General features: G+C 34.9%; 11 protein-coding genes. 7 read left to right on the top strand and 4 right to left on the bottom strand.

Annotated features, from left to right (window positions below; genetic code table 11):
- Positions 1-4: 4 nt before the first annotated feature.
- The 7 genes from BUC29_RS06195 to BUC29_RS06165 all read left to right on the top strand — a co-directional run bounded on the left by BUC29_RS06195 (position 5) and on the right by BUC29_RS06165 (position 7,711).
- Positions 5-2,299: a TonB-dependent siderophore receptor gene (locus tag BUC29_RS06195; RefSeq protein WP_073414405.1), complete on the top strand. Its 2,295-nt coding sequence runs from the start codon at positions 5-7 to the stop codon at positions 2,297-2,299.
- A 5-nt stretch (positions 2,300-2,304) separates the two neighbouring features.
- The gene (locus tag BUC29_RS06190) at positions 2,305-3,756 is read left to right on the top strand and encodes an ABC transporter permease (protein ID WP_073414403.1); all 1,452 of its coding nucleotides are present in this window, start codon (positions 2,305-2,307) and stop codon (positions 3,754-3,756) included.
- Between the two features lies 1 nt (position 3,757).
- Entirely contained in the window at positions 3,758-5,095 is a 1,338-nt protein-coding gene (locus BUC29_RS06185) for a DUF3526 domain-containing protein (RefSeq protein WP_073414401.1), read from the top strand.
- 314 nt (positions 5,096-5,409) lie between these two features.
- Positions 5,410-6,030 carry a hypothetical protein gene (locus BUC29_RS06180; protein WP_139260415.1) on the top strand — a complete coding sequence of 207 codons (621 nt, stop codon included), beginning with the start codon at positions 5,410-5,412 and terminating at the stop codon, positions 6,028-6,030.
- Between the two features lie 276 nt (positions 6,031-6,306).
- Positions 6,307-6,633 (top strand): ArsR/SmtB family transcription factor, encoded by a 327-nt coding sequence (locus BUC29_RS06175; protein ID WP_073414396.1) that lies wholly within the window; start codon positions 6,307-6,309, stop codon positions 6,631-6,633.
- 57 nt (positions 6,634-6,690) lie between these two features.
- Positions 6,691-7,164 carry a DUF6428 family protein gene (locus BUC29_RS06170; RefSeq protein ID WP_073414394.1) on the top strand — a complete coding sequence of 158 codons (474 nt, stop codon included), beginning with the start codon at positions 6,691-6,693 and terminating at the stop codon, positions 7,162-7,164.
- A gap of 130 nt (positions 7,165-7,294) precedes the next feature.
- Complete coding sequence (locus BUC29_RS06165) at positions 7,295-7,711, top strand: arsenate reductase ArsC (RefSeq protein WP_073414392.1); 417 nt, start codon at positions 7,295-7,297, stop codon at positions 7,709-7,711.
- A 54-nt stretch (positions 7,712-7,765) separates the two neighbouring features.
- On the opposite strand, the gene BUC29_RS06160 is transcribed toward BUC29_RS06165, so the two are convergent.
- The 4 genes from BUC29_RS06160 to BUC29_RS06145 all read right to left on the bottom strand — a co-directional run bounded on the left by BUC29_RS06160 (position 7,766) and on the right by BUC29_RS06145 (position 15,931).
- Entirely contained in the window at positions 7,766-9,763 is a 1,998-nt protein-coding gene (locus tag BUC29_RS06160; RefSeq protein ID WP_073414390.1) for a heavy metal translocating P-type ATPase, read from the bottom strand.
- A gap of 429 nt (positions 9,764-10,192) precedes the next feature.
- Positions 10,193-11,449: an efflux RND transporter periplasmic adaptor subunit gene (locus BUC29_RS06155; RefSeq protein ID WP_073414388.1), complete on the bottom strand. Its 1,257-nt coding sequence runs from the start codon at positions 11,447-11,449 to the stop codon at positions 10,193-10,195.
- A 2-nt stretch (positions 11,450-11,451) separates the two neighbouring features.
- Positions 11,452-12,597 (bottom strand): TolC family protein, encoded by a 1,146-nt coding sequence (locus BUC29_RS06150; RefSeq protein WP_244160781.1) that lies wholly within the window; start codon positions 12,595-12,597, stop codon positions 11,452-11,454.
- A gap of 214 nt (positions 12,598-12,811) precedes the next feature.
- Positions 12,812-15,931, bottom strand: a complete 3,120-nt coding sequence (locus BUC29_RS06145; RefSeq protein WP_073414384.1) for an efflux RND transporter permease subunit — start codon at positions 15,929-15,931, stop codon at positions 12,812-12,814.
- Positions 15,932-16,010 lie beyond the last annotated feature (79 nt).

Genomic DNA, 16,010 nt, shown 5'->3' with positions numbered 1-16,010 from the left:
AAAAATGAAAACTATATTTTCTTTTCTATTTCTAATAATTGCTGCACAAACTGTAAAATCTCAAATAGTAAGCATAAAAAGCACCGATAGTATTACTCAGGATTCTGTCAAAATGAAAAAAAATGAACTGCAGACTGTTGAAATTGTTGGCCGATCGACAAAAAAATACAACAGCGATTATTCATTTGCAGCAACAAAAATTGCCGCTTTAAACAAAGATATTCCGCAGTCAATTTCGACTATAACCAAAGAATTAATTACAGATAAAGGCGCATTTTATCTTGCCGATGCTGTAAAAATGGCAAGCGGCGTTATTCCGGCAAGTTATTACAATCAATATACGATTCGTGGAATCAGCCAGAACGAAGAAGGTCAGATTATTAACGGAATGCGAACCCGTCAATATTATTTTCTTCAGCCTTTAACAAGCAATATTGAACGTGTAGAAGTTATCAAAGGCCCGTCGAGTGCCACATTTTCTTCTGTAGATCCTGGCGGAAGTATTAATATGGTAACCAAAAAACCTTTGGCTATCGACCGAAAAGAAGTAAGCTTAAGCGTTGGAAGTTTCAGTACTTTGCGCGGAACACTTGATTTTACAGGACCTTTAAACGAATCTAAAACACTTTTATATCGTGTAAACGGAGCCTATCAGGAAGCTAAATCATTTCGTGATTTAGTTCAAAATAAATCTTTTTTGATTTCTCCTTCTTTCAGTTATATACCAAATGAAAAAACTGCCATTAATACCGAATTGATTTTGAGCGACATGACTGGGAATCTCGATAGAGGCCAGCCTATTTTTGGTGCCGTTGCCGGAAAAACAAGTTTAAATAAAACACCGATAAGCTTAAATCTGGGTGGTCCAAGTGACTTTTTTAAGTCAAAAGAAATGATTTTGATGACCAATTTTGCACATAAATTCAGTTCAAAAATTGGTTTTAATGCTTCGTACATGAAACAAACCTGGACAGAAGACCTTCAGGAACACAGAACTACAAATGCTTTTGCGGTCGATATAAATAACCAGCCTGTAACAAGTCTGGCTATGATGCAGTTTGTTCAGCGTCAGCAAAACTGGGATATTGACAATCTAAATGCCTATTTTAATTTTGACTTAAAAACAGGAAAATTAAACCATAAGTTATTGGCTGGATATGATTTAAGCAGCTGGAATAAAAATAAAGGCGGCGGACAAAACGCGGCAAGAGGTTATTTGCTAAAAGATGGAACGGTTGCGAGTTCATTTGTTGCAGCCAATGCGGCAAATTACCAAACCATTACTATCGATGGGGTAACATTGCCAAAACCCAACGTCGAATATTTTAATTTGAATACTCCTGCATATAAAATCACAAGCCCGGAAGATTATATTTTAAATGTTCGAACAGCACTCCCATCTGCATTAACGACTACAAATGCGGTTTATATTCAGGATCAGATTCAATGGGAAAAATTTATTTTTTTATTGGGGCTCCGAAATGAATGGTTTGAAGACATTACAAATTACAAAACTAATAATGAACTGAAAGTTAGAAAATCAGTTTTACTGCCAAGAATCGGAATTACGTATGCTATTAATAATGCCATAAATATTTATACAACCTATCTTGAAGGTTATCAGCCGCAATCGAATACGGTTACTTTAATGCCTCAAACAGGTTCTCTTCCTGGAGGAAGTTTATTTGATCCTCTTGAAAGTGATTTGAAAGAAGTGGGTATTAAAACGACTTTTTTGAACAACTCTATGAGTTTTAATGCTGCACTTTACGAAATCAATCAGCGCAATATTTTAATGAACGCCAATAATCCTGCAAATCCGGATTTACTGGTTACAAGAGGTGCCGAAAGAAGCCGTGGTTTTGAGTGCGATCTTGCAGGTTATATTACTCCGGATTGGCAGATAAATGCTTCCTACAGTTATATAGATGCCGAAATTATGAAAGACAGTAATCCGGCATTAATTGGCGCCAGAAAACAAAACACGCCAAAAAACAGCGCCAGCTTATGGACACGCTACAACTTTAAAGCCGATACTGCTTTACAGGATTTGGGAATTGGAATTGGTATGCAATATCAAAGCAGCAAAATCCCTTGGTTTACGCGAGATTTTACACTTCCGGATTTTACCATTTTTGATGCTGCTTTGTTCTATAAACCCAGTAAAAGCAATGTGCAGATTGCCGTAAATGCGGGAAATTTATTAAACAAAACATATTGGCTGGGTGCACAAAATTATCTGCGTTTATTTCCGGGAAGTCCGCGAAATGTGAGCCTTACTGTAACTTATAAATTTTAATTTATATGAAATTATTACATAAAGAAATACTGATAGCCAAACATTTACAAAAATCTGTTTTTAAAAATTCGGCCATTTATAGTATTACATTTTTTATTGGAGTTTTACTATTGTTTGCCGCATTTTCGGGTTGGGACAATTACAAAAGCCAAAATGAAACCAGCGAAAAGTATCAGCATCAATCGCGTGAAGACTGGTTGAAAAATCCGGACAAAAACCCGCATCGAATGGCGCATTACGGCAATTTTGCTTTTAGGAAAAGTACATCATTAAGTGTTTTCGAATTCGGAATGGAACCATTTTTCGGAAATGCAATTTTTCTGGAAGCACATAAACAAAATACCGCCAATTTCTCCGAAGCCGGATTTTCCAATAGTATGCTCCGTTTTGGCGAAATAAGCATAGCAATGATTTTACAAATTTTACTTCCGTTATTGATCTTTTTTGTTGGTTTTAATTCAGTTGCTTACGAAAGAGAAAACGGAACGCTAAAAATACTTTTAACCCAGGGAATTACCTGGAAACAGCTTCTGTTTGGTAAAATTCTCGGAATTACCAGTGTCGTCATGCTGCTTTTTGTTCCAACTATTATGGTATTGGTTTTGATTTGGTTAACGCTTCAAAACTTTACAATTTCGGCCGATGAAACAATTAAATTACTATTATTTATTGTTTTTCATTTTATTTATCAAATGTTCTTTTGTATCATCTCTGTTTTAGTTTCAGCATCAGGCAAAACCTCAAAAAAAGCTTTGGTTTCCTTAATCGGAATCTGGCTGATTTTTACCATTATTCTGCCAAGAACAACTCAGGCAATTGGAGCGTATTTATATCAAGCGCCATCGAAAATTCAGTTTAACAGTGATATTGAAAAAGATATTCTGAAACAAGGTGACAGCCATAACCCAAACGATGTGCACTATAAAGCAATAAAAGATTCTTTATTAACAGTTTACAAAGTAGATTCTGTAGAAAAACTCCCGTTTAACTATTCCGGTTTTATTATGACCGAAGGCGAAAGAATCAGTTCAAACATTTACAATAAACATCTTGAAGAACTATTGAAAATTTACAAAAAGCAAAATAGTTTTTCTAAAGCAATATCTTTTATAAATCCATACATCGCCATGAAAAATCTGTCGATGGGATTATCAAATACCGATTATGATTCGTATATCGATTTTCAAAAACAAGCCGAACAATATCGCTATAATATGGCCCAGAAAATGAATGGTTTGCAAATAAAATACATCAGCAATAAAAAACCCGGACCAAACGATAAACCACTTACAATAGACAAAAAACACTGGGCAGATATTGAAGAATTTCATTATGAACCAAAAGGCGTACGTGAAGTCTTAAAGACCGAAATCATTGCAGTTATCTCTCTGCTATTATGGATAATTCTACTTTTTGTTTTGATAAAAATTGCTGCCAAAAACCTAAAAGCCATTTAATATGTTAGTACTTTTATTTAAAAATTTTATACGTTCAAAAGGAACCAAAATCGGCTTGCTTTTTTTATTACTAATTGGCATTATCAGTCTTTTAATAGGTCGTCAGTTTCAGGAAAAACAGCAAAATAATATTACCGAAGCCGCTGTTTATCAAAAAGAACATATTGCCAGAAATGCCTCTTTTCATAAAGATGAAATTGGGCTTCTTCTCTATTATATTAAATTTTCTCTGGTAAATCATACTTTGCCAATTAACAGCCTGGCAATTGGACAAAGAGATGTAAATCCCTCAATTCAAAGTGTTACTATTCGAGGTTTGGAAGCCCAAAAATACGATTCGGAACTCAATAATCCGAGTAATCTGCTGTCCGGAAATATCGATTTTAGTTTTGTGCTTTTGTATCTTTTTCCACTTTTGATTATCGCATTTTCGTATAATATTATTTCTGAAGAAAAAGAATCCGGAACCTGGAAAATTACAGCAACACAGAGCTCAAACACTTTTTTGTATATTTTGAAATTGTTTTATATCCGAATTTTAAGTTTAATTGGATTATTAACTTTACTGCTTTTGATTGCGATTTTCTTTTTGCAGATTCCTGTTGACAAATCTTTTTTTATCTTTTACATTCTAAGTGTTTTATACATTCTTTTTTGGTTCTCGATTTGTTTTTTTATTGCTTCCTTACAAAAGAATTCCAACTTTAATGCGGTTATATTATTGACAATCTGGTTGTTTCTTATTATAATTCTTCCAGCCGGTATCAATACTTATATCATCAATAAATATAAAGTTCCCGAAGCTCTGGAATTAACACTGACCCAAAGAAATGCCTATCATGAAAAATGGGATATAGATAAACAAAAAACTTTGAATAAATTTTATAAACATTATCCGAGATTTAAAGATTATAAGCTTCCGGATAGTGAATTCAGCTGGCTATGGTATTACGCCATGCAGCAAATGGGTGATGATGAATCGGCAGTACAGTCAAAAGAACTGGAATCAAAATTAGAACAGCGTAATAATGCCAGCGAACTGATTGCACAGTTTATTCCAACACTTCATACACAAATCCAGCTAAACGAAATTGCAAAATCTGATTTGAGAAACCAGCTTTTATTTATAAAAGAAACCAAACAATTTCATGAAAAACTGCGTTTACATTTTTATCCAAAAATTTTCGATAATGAACCCGTTAACAAACAAAAATGGGAAAATTTTAAAGTTGAAACTTTTACTGATAAATCCGAAACCAGTTTCGCAAAAGCATTTCTGCCATTAATAATCTTTAATTTACTATTAATAGCTTTTGGATGGCGGAATTTTAAACGCTGAGTTTTTTTAACGCAAAGAGGGCAAAGGTTTTTCGCAAAGGCGCTAAGATTAATAAAAGAAAAAGTTTTTTTGCAAAGTTCACAAAGCTTTACGTATAGCTTTGTGAGCTTTGCGTTTATAAAACTTTCTTGCAAAAAAACTTTGCGAACTTGACGAAAAACCTTTGCGCCTTTGCGATAAAATTTCATAAGCCCGGAGCAAAAAAATAACATAAAAATATTTTCGCTTTTTAGAGAAATATATTAGTATTTTACTATTTTTATCGAAATTTTAGAAACAAAACTGTTAAATATAAGCCCCAAATTTATAATTTAATGAAAAAATTGCTTTTTATAAGTATAATCGTTCTTGTCTTTTTTTATGCTTTTAGAGAAATCGTTTACAAACCCTATATGTGGAAAAAAGCGATGAATACTCCAGAACACAGATTGCAAATGGGAAGTTTTCTTTTTAGCAAACAAACAGGTTCAAATGGCAGCAAGAGTTCTCAAACCAACTATTTGATTTTTAAAGTAGTAGAAATAAATGGTGATTATGTACGTCTTTCTGCAATTCGGCAATTATCTGAAAAAGGAAAACTTAAATCCTCAGATTTTTCTTTTACAAGGGAAAATTACCGCCACTTAAAAAAGAATATTAAAAAGCTTACCATAACAGCAATTCTTCGTACAGATTTGTATAAGGAAGGTGCAACTTATACCGTAAACGATTATCTTTTAAACAAATATCCTTCGTTAAAAAAATCCCGTTATTACTATGAAGAACTTAGCGAAGCTGAAAAAAACGTGCATTTGCCACGAGAGTATTTTACGATGGTTTATTCTAAAGAAAAAATCATCGAAAAAAGAAAACTGATTCCCTATATCATCGATAATACTAACGAACCAGAATTAGCAAAAAACCTGTCACAAAAAGTAAGTTTAATTCTTAATTGATTTTTATTTCTAAATCGCAAAAACACAAAGAAGAAATCAATGATTTACCAGTTTTTACAGAACCTTTGAGCGAGCCGGCAAGAAGAATCATAAGTAGAGTGCCTTAAACAATATAAATTATAATGATTTGTTTTTTTGCACAAAACTCGAAAATCGCTTTTTGTTCTGAAAAGAGGTTTTTATCCAGATCAAAATTTTAACATTTAAATCTTTGACGAAAAATTTGTAATATAAAAAACTATATCGTAATATTGCTATATTAAAATAAACAAAAAAATGGGAGCTTCAAAAACTGAACATTTTACAGAAAAACAAAATCAAATTGCCACAATAGCAAAAGCCTTGGGACATCCTGCCAGAATAGCTATTATCGAATACCTGTTGAAGGTAAATGAATGTATCTGCGGTGATATTGTAAATGAGCTTCCCCTTGCCCAGCCTACTGTTTCGCAGCACTTAAAAGAATTAAAAAATGCAGGACTTATAAAAGGAAATATTGAAGGAAATGCTATTTGTTATTGCATCGATGAAACAACTTTTGATGTTTTAAAAGGGTATTTTTCTAATATTATTGCTGTCACAAAAAATCAAAAATGCTGTTAAGGCGTTTTTTTAAATATCTATATCGTAATATTGCATTATAACTATAAATAAAAAACAATGAAACTATCAGACATCAAAAACATTCTTCCAAATTTGGAAAATGTTGTATTTCAATTAGAAAACGGAACTTTCGTACCTGAACATTTTCATGTAACAGAAGTTGGAATTACAAGTAAAAATTTTATTGACTGCGGCGGTGTAATTCGCCATGAAAAAGCTGTTAATTTTCAATTGTGGAATGCAAACGATTTTGAACACAGACTAAAACCCAATAAACTCTTGCACATCATTAATCTATCTGAAGAAAAATTGGGTATTGAAGATTTTGAAATTGAAGTTGAATATCAAAATGAAACCATCGGAAGGTATGATTTAGAATTTAACGGAAATCATTTTATACTAAAAAACAAAACTACGGCTTGTCTGGCGCAAGAAGCATGCGGTGTTCCAGCACCAAAAGAGAAAATAGCTTTGACAGAACTATATAAAAATGCAGGCAACAGCTGTTCGCCAAATTCGGGCTGCTGTTAATTATGAAACAGAAAATTATTAAATATAAAAAGCCTATTATCATAACAACATCTGTTATTGTTTTACAGCTCATTTTTGGATTTGAACCAAAATTCTGTATCATCAATATCATTTGGTTACTTGTCTGATTATGAAAAAAAATATTTTAGTACTCTGCACAGGAAATAGCTGCAGAAGCCAGATTGCCGAAGGTTATTTAAAACATTTTTTAGGTGGCAAAGCCAATGTTTACAGTGCAGGAATAGAAACTCACGGAGTTAATCCGAGAGCCATTATAACCATGAAAGAAGATGGGATTGACATTTCAAATCATACTTCAAATCATATCGATGAATATCAGGATATAGAATTTGATTTTGTAATTACGGTTTGTGATAACGCAAAAGAACGCTGCCCATTTTTTCCATCAAAAGCTAAAAAAATACATCAAAACTTTAATGATCCCGCTAAAGCAACAGGAACTGAAGAAGAAATTTTAAAAGAGTTTAGAACTGTGAGACAAACGATTAAAGAGTTTTGTGAACAATTCTCTAAAAATGATTGTTAATTATTAATGTTTAATGGTTACTTGGTAATTCATAATTAACAATTAACCATTATTCTAAAATTTCATTCTCTGAATTCTGACCGCATTTAAAATTGCCAATAATGCAACGCCAACATCGGCAAAAACAGCTTCCCACATTGTGGCAAGTCCGCCTGCTCCGAGAATCAATACAAAAGCTTTTACGACAAATGCCAAAGTAATATTTTGCCAGACGATTTTCTTAGTTTGTTTTCCAATGTTTATAGCCATTGCAATTTTACTCGGTTTATCATCCTGAATAACAACATCGGCGGTTTCGATTGCAGCATCACTTCCCAAGCCTCCCATTGCAATTCCTACGGTACTTAAAGCAATTACAGGCGCATCATTTACACCATCGCCTACAAAAGCTACGGTTTCGTTTTTGGCTTTGATTTCGTTTACTTTATTGACTTTATCTTCCGGAAGTAAATCTCCAAAAGCATTTTTAATACCGAGTTTATCCGCAACAAACTGAACAACATTTGTTTTATCTCCGCTCAACATTGTTACTTTTACGCCTAAATATTTAAGTTTTGAAACGGTTTCGGGAGCATCAGCTTTAATTTCATCAGCAATGGTTAAATAACCGGCAAACTTGTTATCGTAAGCAATGGCAATTGTTGTGTAAACTACAGAACCTGGGTCAATATCATAATTGATTTTATATTTATCCAGTAATTTAAAATTCCCAACGTGAAGTTGTTTTCCATTAATTTCAGCTTTTAAACCGTGTCCGGAAATTTCTTCAACATTTTTTAATTCTACAGAAGAATCAATTACGCCAACATAATTATGAATCGCCGTCGCTACCGGATGCGTGCTCTTTCCTTCTAAAACATTAACCAGTTTCAGGATTTCTTCTTTATCAAAATCGGGTTTTATAATGACTTCCTGAACTTTAAAAACACCTTCGGTCATGGTTCCGGTTTTGTCCATAACGACATTCTGAATTTTCGAAATACTGTCCAGATAATTACTGCCTTTAAACAAAATTCCGTTTTTACTTGCAGCGCCAATTCCACCAAAATAACCAAGCGGAATACTAATAACCAAAGCGCAAGGGCAAGAAATTACCAAGAAAACCAAAGCTCTGTACAACCAGTCGTTAAAGACATAATTATCAACAAAAAACATTGGCAGTAAACAAATTGCAATTGCCAGATATACTACAATTGGCGTGTAGATTTTGGCAAATTTGCGTATAAACAATTCAGCAGGCGCTTTTTTAGTTGTCGCATTTTGTACTAATTCGAGTATTTTCGAAAGTTTACTATCGTTATAAGCCGTTGTAACTTTTACCTCAGTAATTGTATTTCCATTTATCATTCCGGCCAAAACCGTTTCGCCTTTCTTTTTGGTATCGGGTTTACTTTCTCCTGTTAAGGCCGCAGTATTAAACGAAGCCGAATCTGATAATAATTCGCCGTCTAAACCTAGTTTTTCTCCTGCTTTAAGCTGAATGATATCACCTATTTGTGCCTCTTTTGCTTTAATTTTTACAGCATTATTATCTTTCAAAATCGTAACCTCATCCGGACGCTGATCTAACAAACTTTTAATATTCGATTTTGCTTTACTGACCGCCATTCCCTGAAAGGTTTCTCCAATCGTATAAAAAAGCATAACCGCAACTCCTTCGGGATATTCTCCAATGGCAAATGCTCCAATTGTGGCAATACACATCAGGAAAAACTCTGAAAAAACATCGCCTTTTACAATGCTTTCATAAGCTTCTTTTAAAACCGGAAGTCCAACCGGAAGATAAGCTATTACGTACCAGGCAATTCTAACATATCCTGAAAACCAGCTTTGCGGAAAATAGTTATCAAAACCAATTCCGATAAGCAATAAAATAAAGGATATTATAGACGGGAGAAACATTTTAAACAAGCTTCCTTCAACTTCATGTTCATGATCGTGACCGTGATCATGTCCATCATTTTCTGTGTGCACAGGTTCGTCGTGAGAACAGCAGCAGGAAGGTTTGGACTTATTTTTTGTGGTTTTTATTTCTTTATCTTGATGTATCATTATAGCGTTTCAGGTTTCAGGTTTAAAGTTTAAGTTTCTCCGAAACTTCGTTAAAATTATGCTCTAAATTTAATCATTTTGTGGTAAAGTTTATTGTTGTAAAGACATGAAAGACGTTAAGTTTTATGTTTCACGCAGATTTAACAGATTAAGCAGATTTATTTTTTACAACAGCCTTCCGAATTTTATTTTCAATTGCCTCCAGCTTTAGCTGGAGGTTCTCAAATAGAAGTAAGAAATGGCTTTAGCCAAAAATGCACAAGTTTGGCTAAAGCCCTTGAAATTAGCATTTTATGACCTCCAGCTAAAGCTGGAGGCAATTAAGCAAAGCCAAAGACTAAAAAAAACTTTGCGACTTTGCGAGATTATCTCATTCCACTAAAAACCTCAGTCCCTTAGAACCTTAGCATCTCAGAACCTTAAAAAAAATCAATGCTCATGCTCTCCTCCGCCCTTCATTGCCGAAAGCAGATAAAAAGCACCTTTGGTCACAATTTTAGCATTTGGCTCTATAGTATCTACAAATTTAACTTCTGTAAAACCTAAATCGGTTGTGCCGGGAACAACTTCAATGGCTTGAAAATGAATTTCTTTTTCTTTTGTTTGCTCATTTATATGTTCTTCTTCCAAAGCAAAAACAAAATATTTATCGGCATTTCGAACTACGGCATCTTTTGGCAAAGCCGGAACCGTGGTATTTGTAATATTGATATTTGCCGAAACATACATTCCGGGAATCAAGTCTTTTGCGTCAGCAGGTTCGATTTTAGCATGAACGGCAACGGTTTTACTTTCGTTAGAAAATGATTTATTGATTCCGAAAATCTTTCCTTTGATTGATTTGTTCGATTGATTTGTCAATACAAAATCAATAACCTGACCAATCGAAATTGAACCTAAGTCTTTTTCATACACATTCAAGTCTAAATGCATCTGACTGTTGTCTACAACCTCAAATAAAGAAACTCCAGTGTTTGCAAAAGCGCCTTTGGCAATATTAATTTTTCCAACGTAACCGTTTATAGGCGAAACAATTGGCACTACCGAAGAATTCCCTTTTGTGGAAACATGTAAAGCTTCTAACTTGTTTTTTGCTGCCTGTGCGCGGGCTCTTTCGGCAGCCAATTTGGCTTTTACTTCCTGAAATGTTTTTCTCGGATTTACATTTTCGTCGCTTAATGTTTTCTGACGATTGTATTCTAATTGCAGATATTCGACATTGGCTGCTGCCGATTGATATTCTTCCTGCATTTCAATTACTTCCAGATTCTGAATCGTTGCCAGAACTTTTCCTTTGTTTACATAAGTACCTTCTAAAACAAAAATATCTTTTACCGTGCCGCCAATTAAAGTCGAAACCTCAGCAGAATTTTGCGGCGGAACTGTCGTATAACCATTTGCTTTAATTATTTTATTAAGATTTCGGTCTTCTACAAATCCTGTTTCAATTCCAACCGTTTTATATTGCGTTTCTGTCAGTGCAACTTCTGTAGTTGTTTTTTCTTCTTCGTGGGTTTCTTCAGCTTTCTTTTCATTGCAGCTTGCTAAGGTAACCGCAAAACATGCAAAGACAAAGCGCAAGGCAAGCAAGGAAATTAAACTTTGCTCCCGATAGCTATCGGGATTGCGTTTTTTCTTTGCGAACTTTGCGGTTAAATCTGCAGTTAAATTATATATATTTTTCATTTTTAATTGTTTTTGATAGTTGGAAATTGGAGTTCGATAGCACTTTGATTAAAGCTGTGTGTCGCTTCGGCAAGTTGTTTTTTAATATCAATGGCCTGATTTAAAAAACTGATGTACGACCAATAACTCATATCACCGTTGGCATAACTTTTTTGAGCCGTTTCAATAATCTGATTGGCGTATTGTAAACCTTCATTTTGATAATAATTCAAATTTTTCTGTTGTTTTTGAAAGTTGTTCTGCAACTCTTCTTTTTGCAGATTCATAATAATTTTGTTTTTATCTAATGCCAATTGCGATTGCGAAATACTGATTTGTGCAGCTTTGGCTTTTGCCGTATTTACGCCGCCAAAAAGCGGAATCTGCAATCCGGCCGTAAAACCCTGAAACAAAGATTCGGTATTAATAGTCTGCGCAAAATAACCCAAACCCAGTTTTGGAGTTCGGTTGGCTTTAAACGTTCCGGCTTCTTTTTGATAAACCGAAATTTGCTGCTGATAAAAATCGGTCATTAAACTCTCTGCTTTTGAATCTTTATTTTCTATAAATGGATATTGCAGCGAAGTTGTTTCATCAGGAATAATATTTTCATCGGTCTGAACAAAAAACTGAAGCTGTTTTTGATAAATCGCCAAATCATAGTTTAATTGTTCTTTCTGCGTTTCAATTTCCTTTACTTTGGCTTTCGCACTTATAACTTCAATATTGCCACTTTCTCCAGTTTTAAATCGGAGTTCTGCGTTTTTTAGGAATTTGGTATAAATCTCATTTAATTCTGAGTTTAATTTTTGAATTGAAATTCCGTATAAATATTGATAATAGGCCAAAGTCACGGCTTTTTCGAGTTCGTATGATGATAATGCTTTTCGTTTTTCGGCTAGTTTTGCCAGTTCTTCCTGCAATTGTCTGTTGGCTTTTGTGACATTTCCTAACGGAAAAAACTGCTGAACCGAAACATTATGGTCAAAATCGACACTGTTAAACTGTCCGCCCTGATATTGAACCTGCAAAGGATCTGGCTGAAAAGCGGTTTTCTTTAAAAGGATTTGTTTTTCTATTTCTTTATCGGCAATTTTTAAGTCGATGTTGCTTGATTTGGCAAGTTCTATGGCTTTTTCTAAGGATATTTTGCTTTGTGCTGATAGCATTGTGCCTGCTAATAGGAACGTGCTTAACCGCAATCCCGATAGCCATCGGAAGCAAAGGTTTTTCGCAAAGTTCGCAAAGGGCTTTATGTTGATTTTATATTGTGTTTTCATTTTCTTTATTTTTTGTTTCACGCAGATTTTAAAAAGATTTAAGCAGATGTGTACAGATTATTATAATTAAATCTGCTTAAATCTGCAGAATCTGCGTGAAAAATCATTTTGCTTTACGACTAAACTTCTCTAACATTAAATACAAAATCGGTAAAACGATTAAGGTCAATAACGTTGCTGAAACTAAACCGCCGATTACGACAGTTGCCAAAGGTTTTTGGACTTCTGCCCCGCCGCTTGTAGATAATGCCATTGGCAGAAATCCTAACGAAGCTACGGCTGCAGTCATCAAAACGGGACGTAATCTGGTTTTGGTCCCGATTATAACTCTTTGCAGCGGATCTAAAATGCCTTCTGTTTTTAATTGATTGAAATACGAAATCAAGACGATTCCGTTTAAAACGGCAATTCCGAATAAGGCGATAAATCCAATTCCGGCCGAAATACTAAACGGCATTCCTCTCAGCGAAAGCGCAAATACGCCTCCTATAGCAGATAAAGGAATGGCTGTAAAAATTAAAAGCGCTTGTTTATAGCTCTTGAAAGTGAAATACAGCAATACCAAAATTAAACCTAAAGCGATGGGTAAGGCTACAGAAAGTCGTTTTGTAGCTTCTATTAAATTCTCAAATTGTCCGCCGTATGTAATATAATATCCAGCAGGAAGTTTGAAATCTTTATCCAGTTTCTGCTGAATTTCTTCTACAACAGTTTTAATATCTCTGCCTCGAACGTTTAAGCCAACAGTAATTCTTCTTTTTCCATCTTCGCGAACAATCTGGACAGGACCTTGTTCGTAATCGACTGTTGCAACTTGCGAAAGCGGCACCTGCTGTCCATTTGGAAGCGGAATAAATAAGTTACTCACATCTGTTATATCATTACGATTGTCTTCATTCATTCGAACCACCACATCAAATCTTTTATTATCATCGTAGATTTTTCCGGCGCTTTCTCCGGCAAACGACGAACGTATAATTTGGTTGATATCAGAAATGTTCAATCCGTATAAGGCGATTTTATTGTAATCGTATTTTACTGTGATCTGAGGCAGGCCCGTTACTTTATCTGCTTTCAAATCTCCTATTCCTTCTATACTTTTTATTTTTGAAATCAGCTCTTTTGCTTTTGAATCCAGAATTTCCAGGTCATCACCAAAAATTTTGATGGCAATATCACTTCGGCTTCCTGTCATTAATTCATTAAAACGCATCTGTATAGGCTGCGAAATCTCAATATTGGCTCCGGGAATTACTTCCATTTCTTCTTTTATGGCATTTGCAATTTCTTCCCAATTATGGTATTTCCCTTTCCATTCTTTTTTGTCTTTCAAAACAATAATCAAATCACCGCTTTCTATAGGCATTGGATCGGTTGGTATTTCTCCGCTTCCTATTTTGGTAACAATAGTTTTGATCTCCGGAAATTTGGCTTTTAGAATCTGTTCGTATTTAGTTGCTGTTTCAACCATCTGCGTAAGCGAACTTCCGGTCATAATGGATGCATTTATGGCTAAATCGCCTTCTTCGATTGTTGGAATAAATTCGCCCCCCATATTTTGAAAAATGATTAATGCGAAGGCAAACAAACCTAGGGCAATTCCTAAAACTACTTTTTTGAATTCTAAGGCTTTATTTAAAAACGGCGTGTATAAATTTTCAAACCAAAGCATCATTCTGTCGCTGAAGTTTTCTTTATGTTCTGTTTTCTTCGAAAGAAACAAAGCACTCATCATGGGAACATATGTCAACGAAAGTATAAATGCTCCAATAACAGCAAACCCAACCGTCATGGCCATTGGCTTAAACATTTTTCCCTCGGTACCTATTAAAGCCAGAATTGGCAGATAAACTATTAGAATAATAATTTCTCCAAATGCGGCACTATTTCTAATTTTTGATGCCGAATTGTAGATTTCATCATCCATTTCATCCTGCGAAAGTTGTTTTTTTCGTTTAAGTTTCTGCAGATGATGCATTGAAGCTTCAACAATAATAACCGCGCCATCGACAATGATTCCGAAATCTATTGCGCCCAGGCTCATTAAGTTTCCGCTTACGCCAAAAGCATTCATTAAAATGATAGCAAAAAGCATCGCCAGCGGAATTACCGATGCTACAATTAATCCGGCACGAAGGTTTCCTAAAAATAAAATAAGAACAAAAATGACTATTAATGCCCCTTCTAACAGGTTTTTAGTAACGGTTCCTACGGCATTATCAACGAGTTTCCCTCTATCGATAAAAGCTTCGGCAACGACACCTTCAGGCAGACTTTTATTTATCTGCTTCATTCGTTCTTTTACTCTGTGAACGACTGCACTGGAGTTTTCTCCTTTTAACATCAAAACCATACCGGATACAATTTCTCCTTTTCCGTCTTTGGTCGAAGCTCCGTAGCGCAGTGCAACGCCTTCTCTAACCTGAGCAACATCACGTACAAGAACAGGCGAACCATTTCGGTTTTTAACCACCACATTTCCAAGATCTTTTACGCCTTTTGCCATTCCAACACCGCGAATAAAATAGGCATATTGATCTTTTTCTATATAAGCACCTCCGGTATTTTGGTTGTTTTTTTCGAGAGCATCAAAGATTTCTGTAATTGTTACGCCCAGACTGTTTAGTGTATTTGGGTTTACGGCAATTTCGTATTGTTTCAGTTTTCCGCCCCAAGCGCTTACTTCGGCAACACCTTTTACACCCTGTAACTGCGGAATAATAATCCAATCCTGAATGGTTCTTAGTTTTATGGCGTCGTATTTGTCTTCGTAGCCTTTTTTGGCGTACACATCGTATTGATAAATTTCGCCCAACCCTGTTGAAATTGGAGCAAGTTCCGGTGATCCGGCATAAGGCGGAATATTTTCTTCGGCCTGTTTCAGACGCTGAAATATTTGTTCGCGTGCCCAGTAAATATCGACATCATCTTCGAAAACAACCGTTACGACCGATAATCCGAAACGAGAAATACTGCGAAGTTCTATAATATCCGGAACTGTTTTTACAGCTTGTTCCAGCGGATAGGTAATTAACTGCTCCACTTCCTGACTTGCCAATGTAGGCGCAGTTGTAATAATCTGTACCTGATTGTTAGTAACATCCGGCAAGGCATCAAGTGGTAATTGTTTAAGCGAATAGCTTCCCCACGCTATTAAAACGAGGGTAAATAATAGTATAACAAATTTGTTTCGTATACTAAACTGAATGATTTTATCTAGCATTTGGAATATATAATGACATGAGAAATTAGACAAAGAATTTGTCTGATATATTTGTGGAAAATCCACAGTTCTCTAACCC

Origin of the sequence: Flavobacterium defluvii, from assembly GCF_900129555.1 — a bacterium.
GTDB lineage: Bacteria > Bacteroidota > Bacteroidia > Flavobacteriales > Flavobacteriaceae > Flavobacterium > Flavobacterium defluvii.
Note: the sequence above shows the minus strand (reverse complement) of the source record. Positions and strands in the feature narration are given on the sequence as shown.

Excerpts from the sequence above, each read along its gene's own strand:
- BUC29_RS06150 (WP_244160781.1), bottom strand. The coding sequence starts at position 12,597 with ATGCTATCAGCACAAAGCAAAATATCCTTAGAAAAAGCCATAGAACTT.
- BUC29_RS06175 (WP_073414396.1), top strand. The coding sequence starts at position 6,307 with ATGGGAGCTTCAAAAACTGAACATTTTACAGAAAAACAAAATCAAATT.
- BUC29_RS06170 (WP_073414394.1), top strand. The coding sequence starts at position 6,691 with ATGAAACTATCAGACATCAAAAACATTCTTCCAAATTTGGAAAATGTT.
- BUC29_RS06155 (WP_073414388.1), bottom strand. The coding sequence starts at position 11,449 with ATGAAAAATATATATAATTTAACTGCAGATTTAACCGCAAAGTTCGCA.
- BUC29_RS06180 (WP_139260415.1), top strand. The coding sequence starts at position 5,410 with ATGAAAAAATTGCTTTTTATAAGTATAATCGTTCTTGTCTTTTTTTAT.
- BUC29_RS06165 (WP_073414392.1), top strand. The coding sequence starts at position 7,295 with ATGAAAAAAAATATTTTAGTACTCTGCACAGGAAATAGCTGCAGAAGC.
- BUC29_RS06160 (WP_073414390.1), bottom strand. The coding sequence starts at position 9,763 with ATGATACATCAAGATAAAGAAATAAAAACCACAAAAAATAAGTCCAAA.
- BUC29_RS06190 (WP_073414403.1), top strand. The coding sequence starts at position 2,305 with ATGAAATTATTACATAAAGAAATACTGATAGCCAAACATTTACAAAAA.
- BUC29_RS06195 (WP_073414405.1), top strand. The coding sequence starts at position 5 with ATGAAAACTATATTTTCTTTTCTATTTCTAATAATTGCTGCACAAACT.
- BUC29_RS06145 (WP_073414384.1), bottom strand. The coding sequence starts at position 15,931 with ATGCTAGATAAAATCATTCAGTTTAGTATACGAAACAAATTTGTTATA.
- BUC29_RS06185 (WP_073414401.1), top strand. The coding sequence starts at position 3,758 with ATGTTAGTACTTTTATTTAAAAATTTTATACGTTCAAAAGGAACCAAA.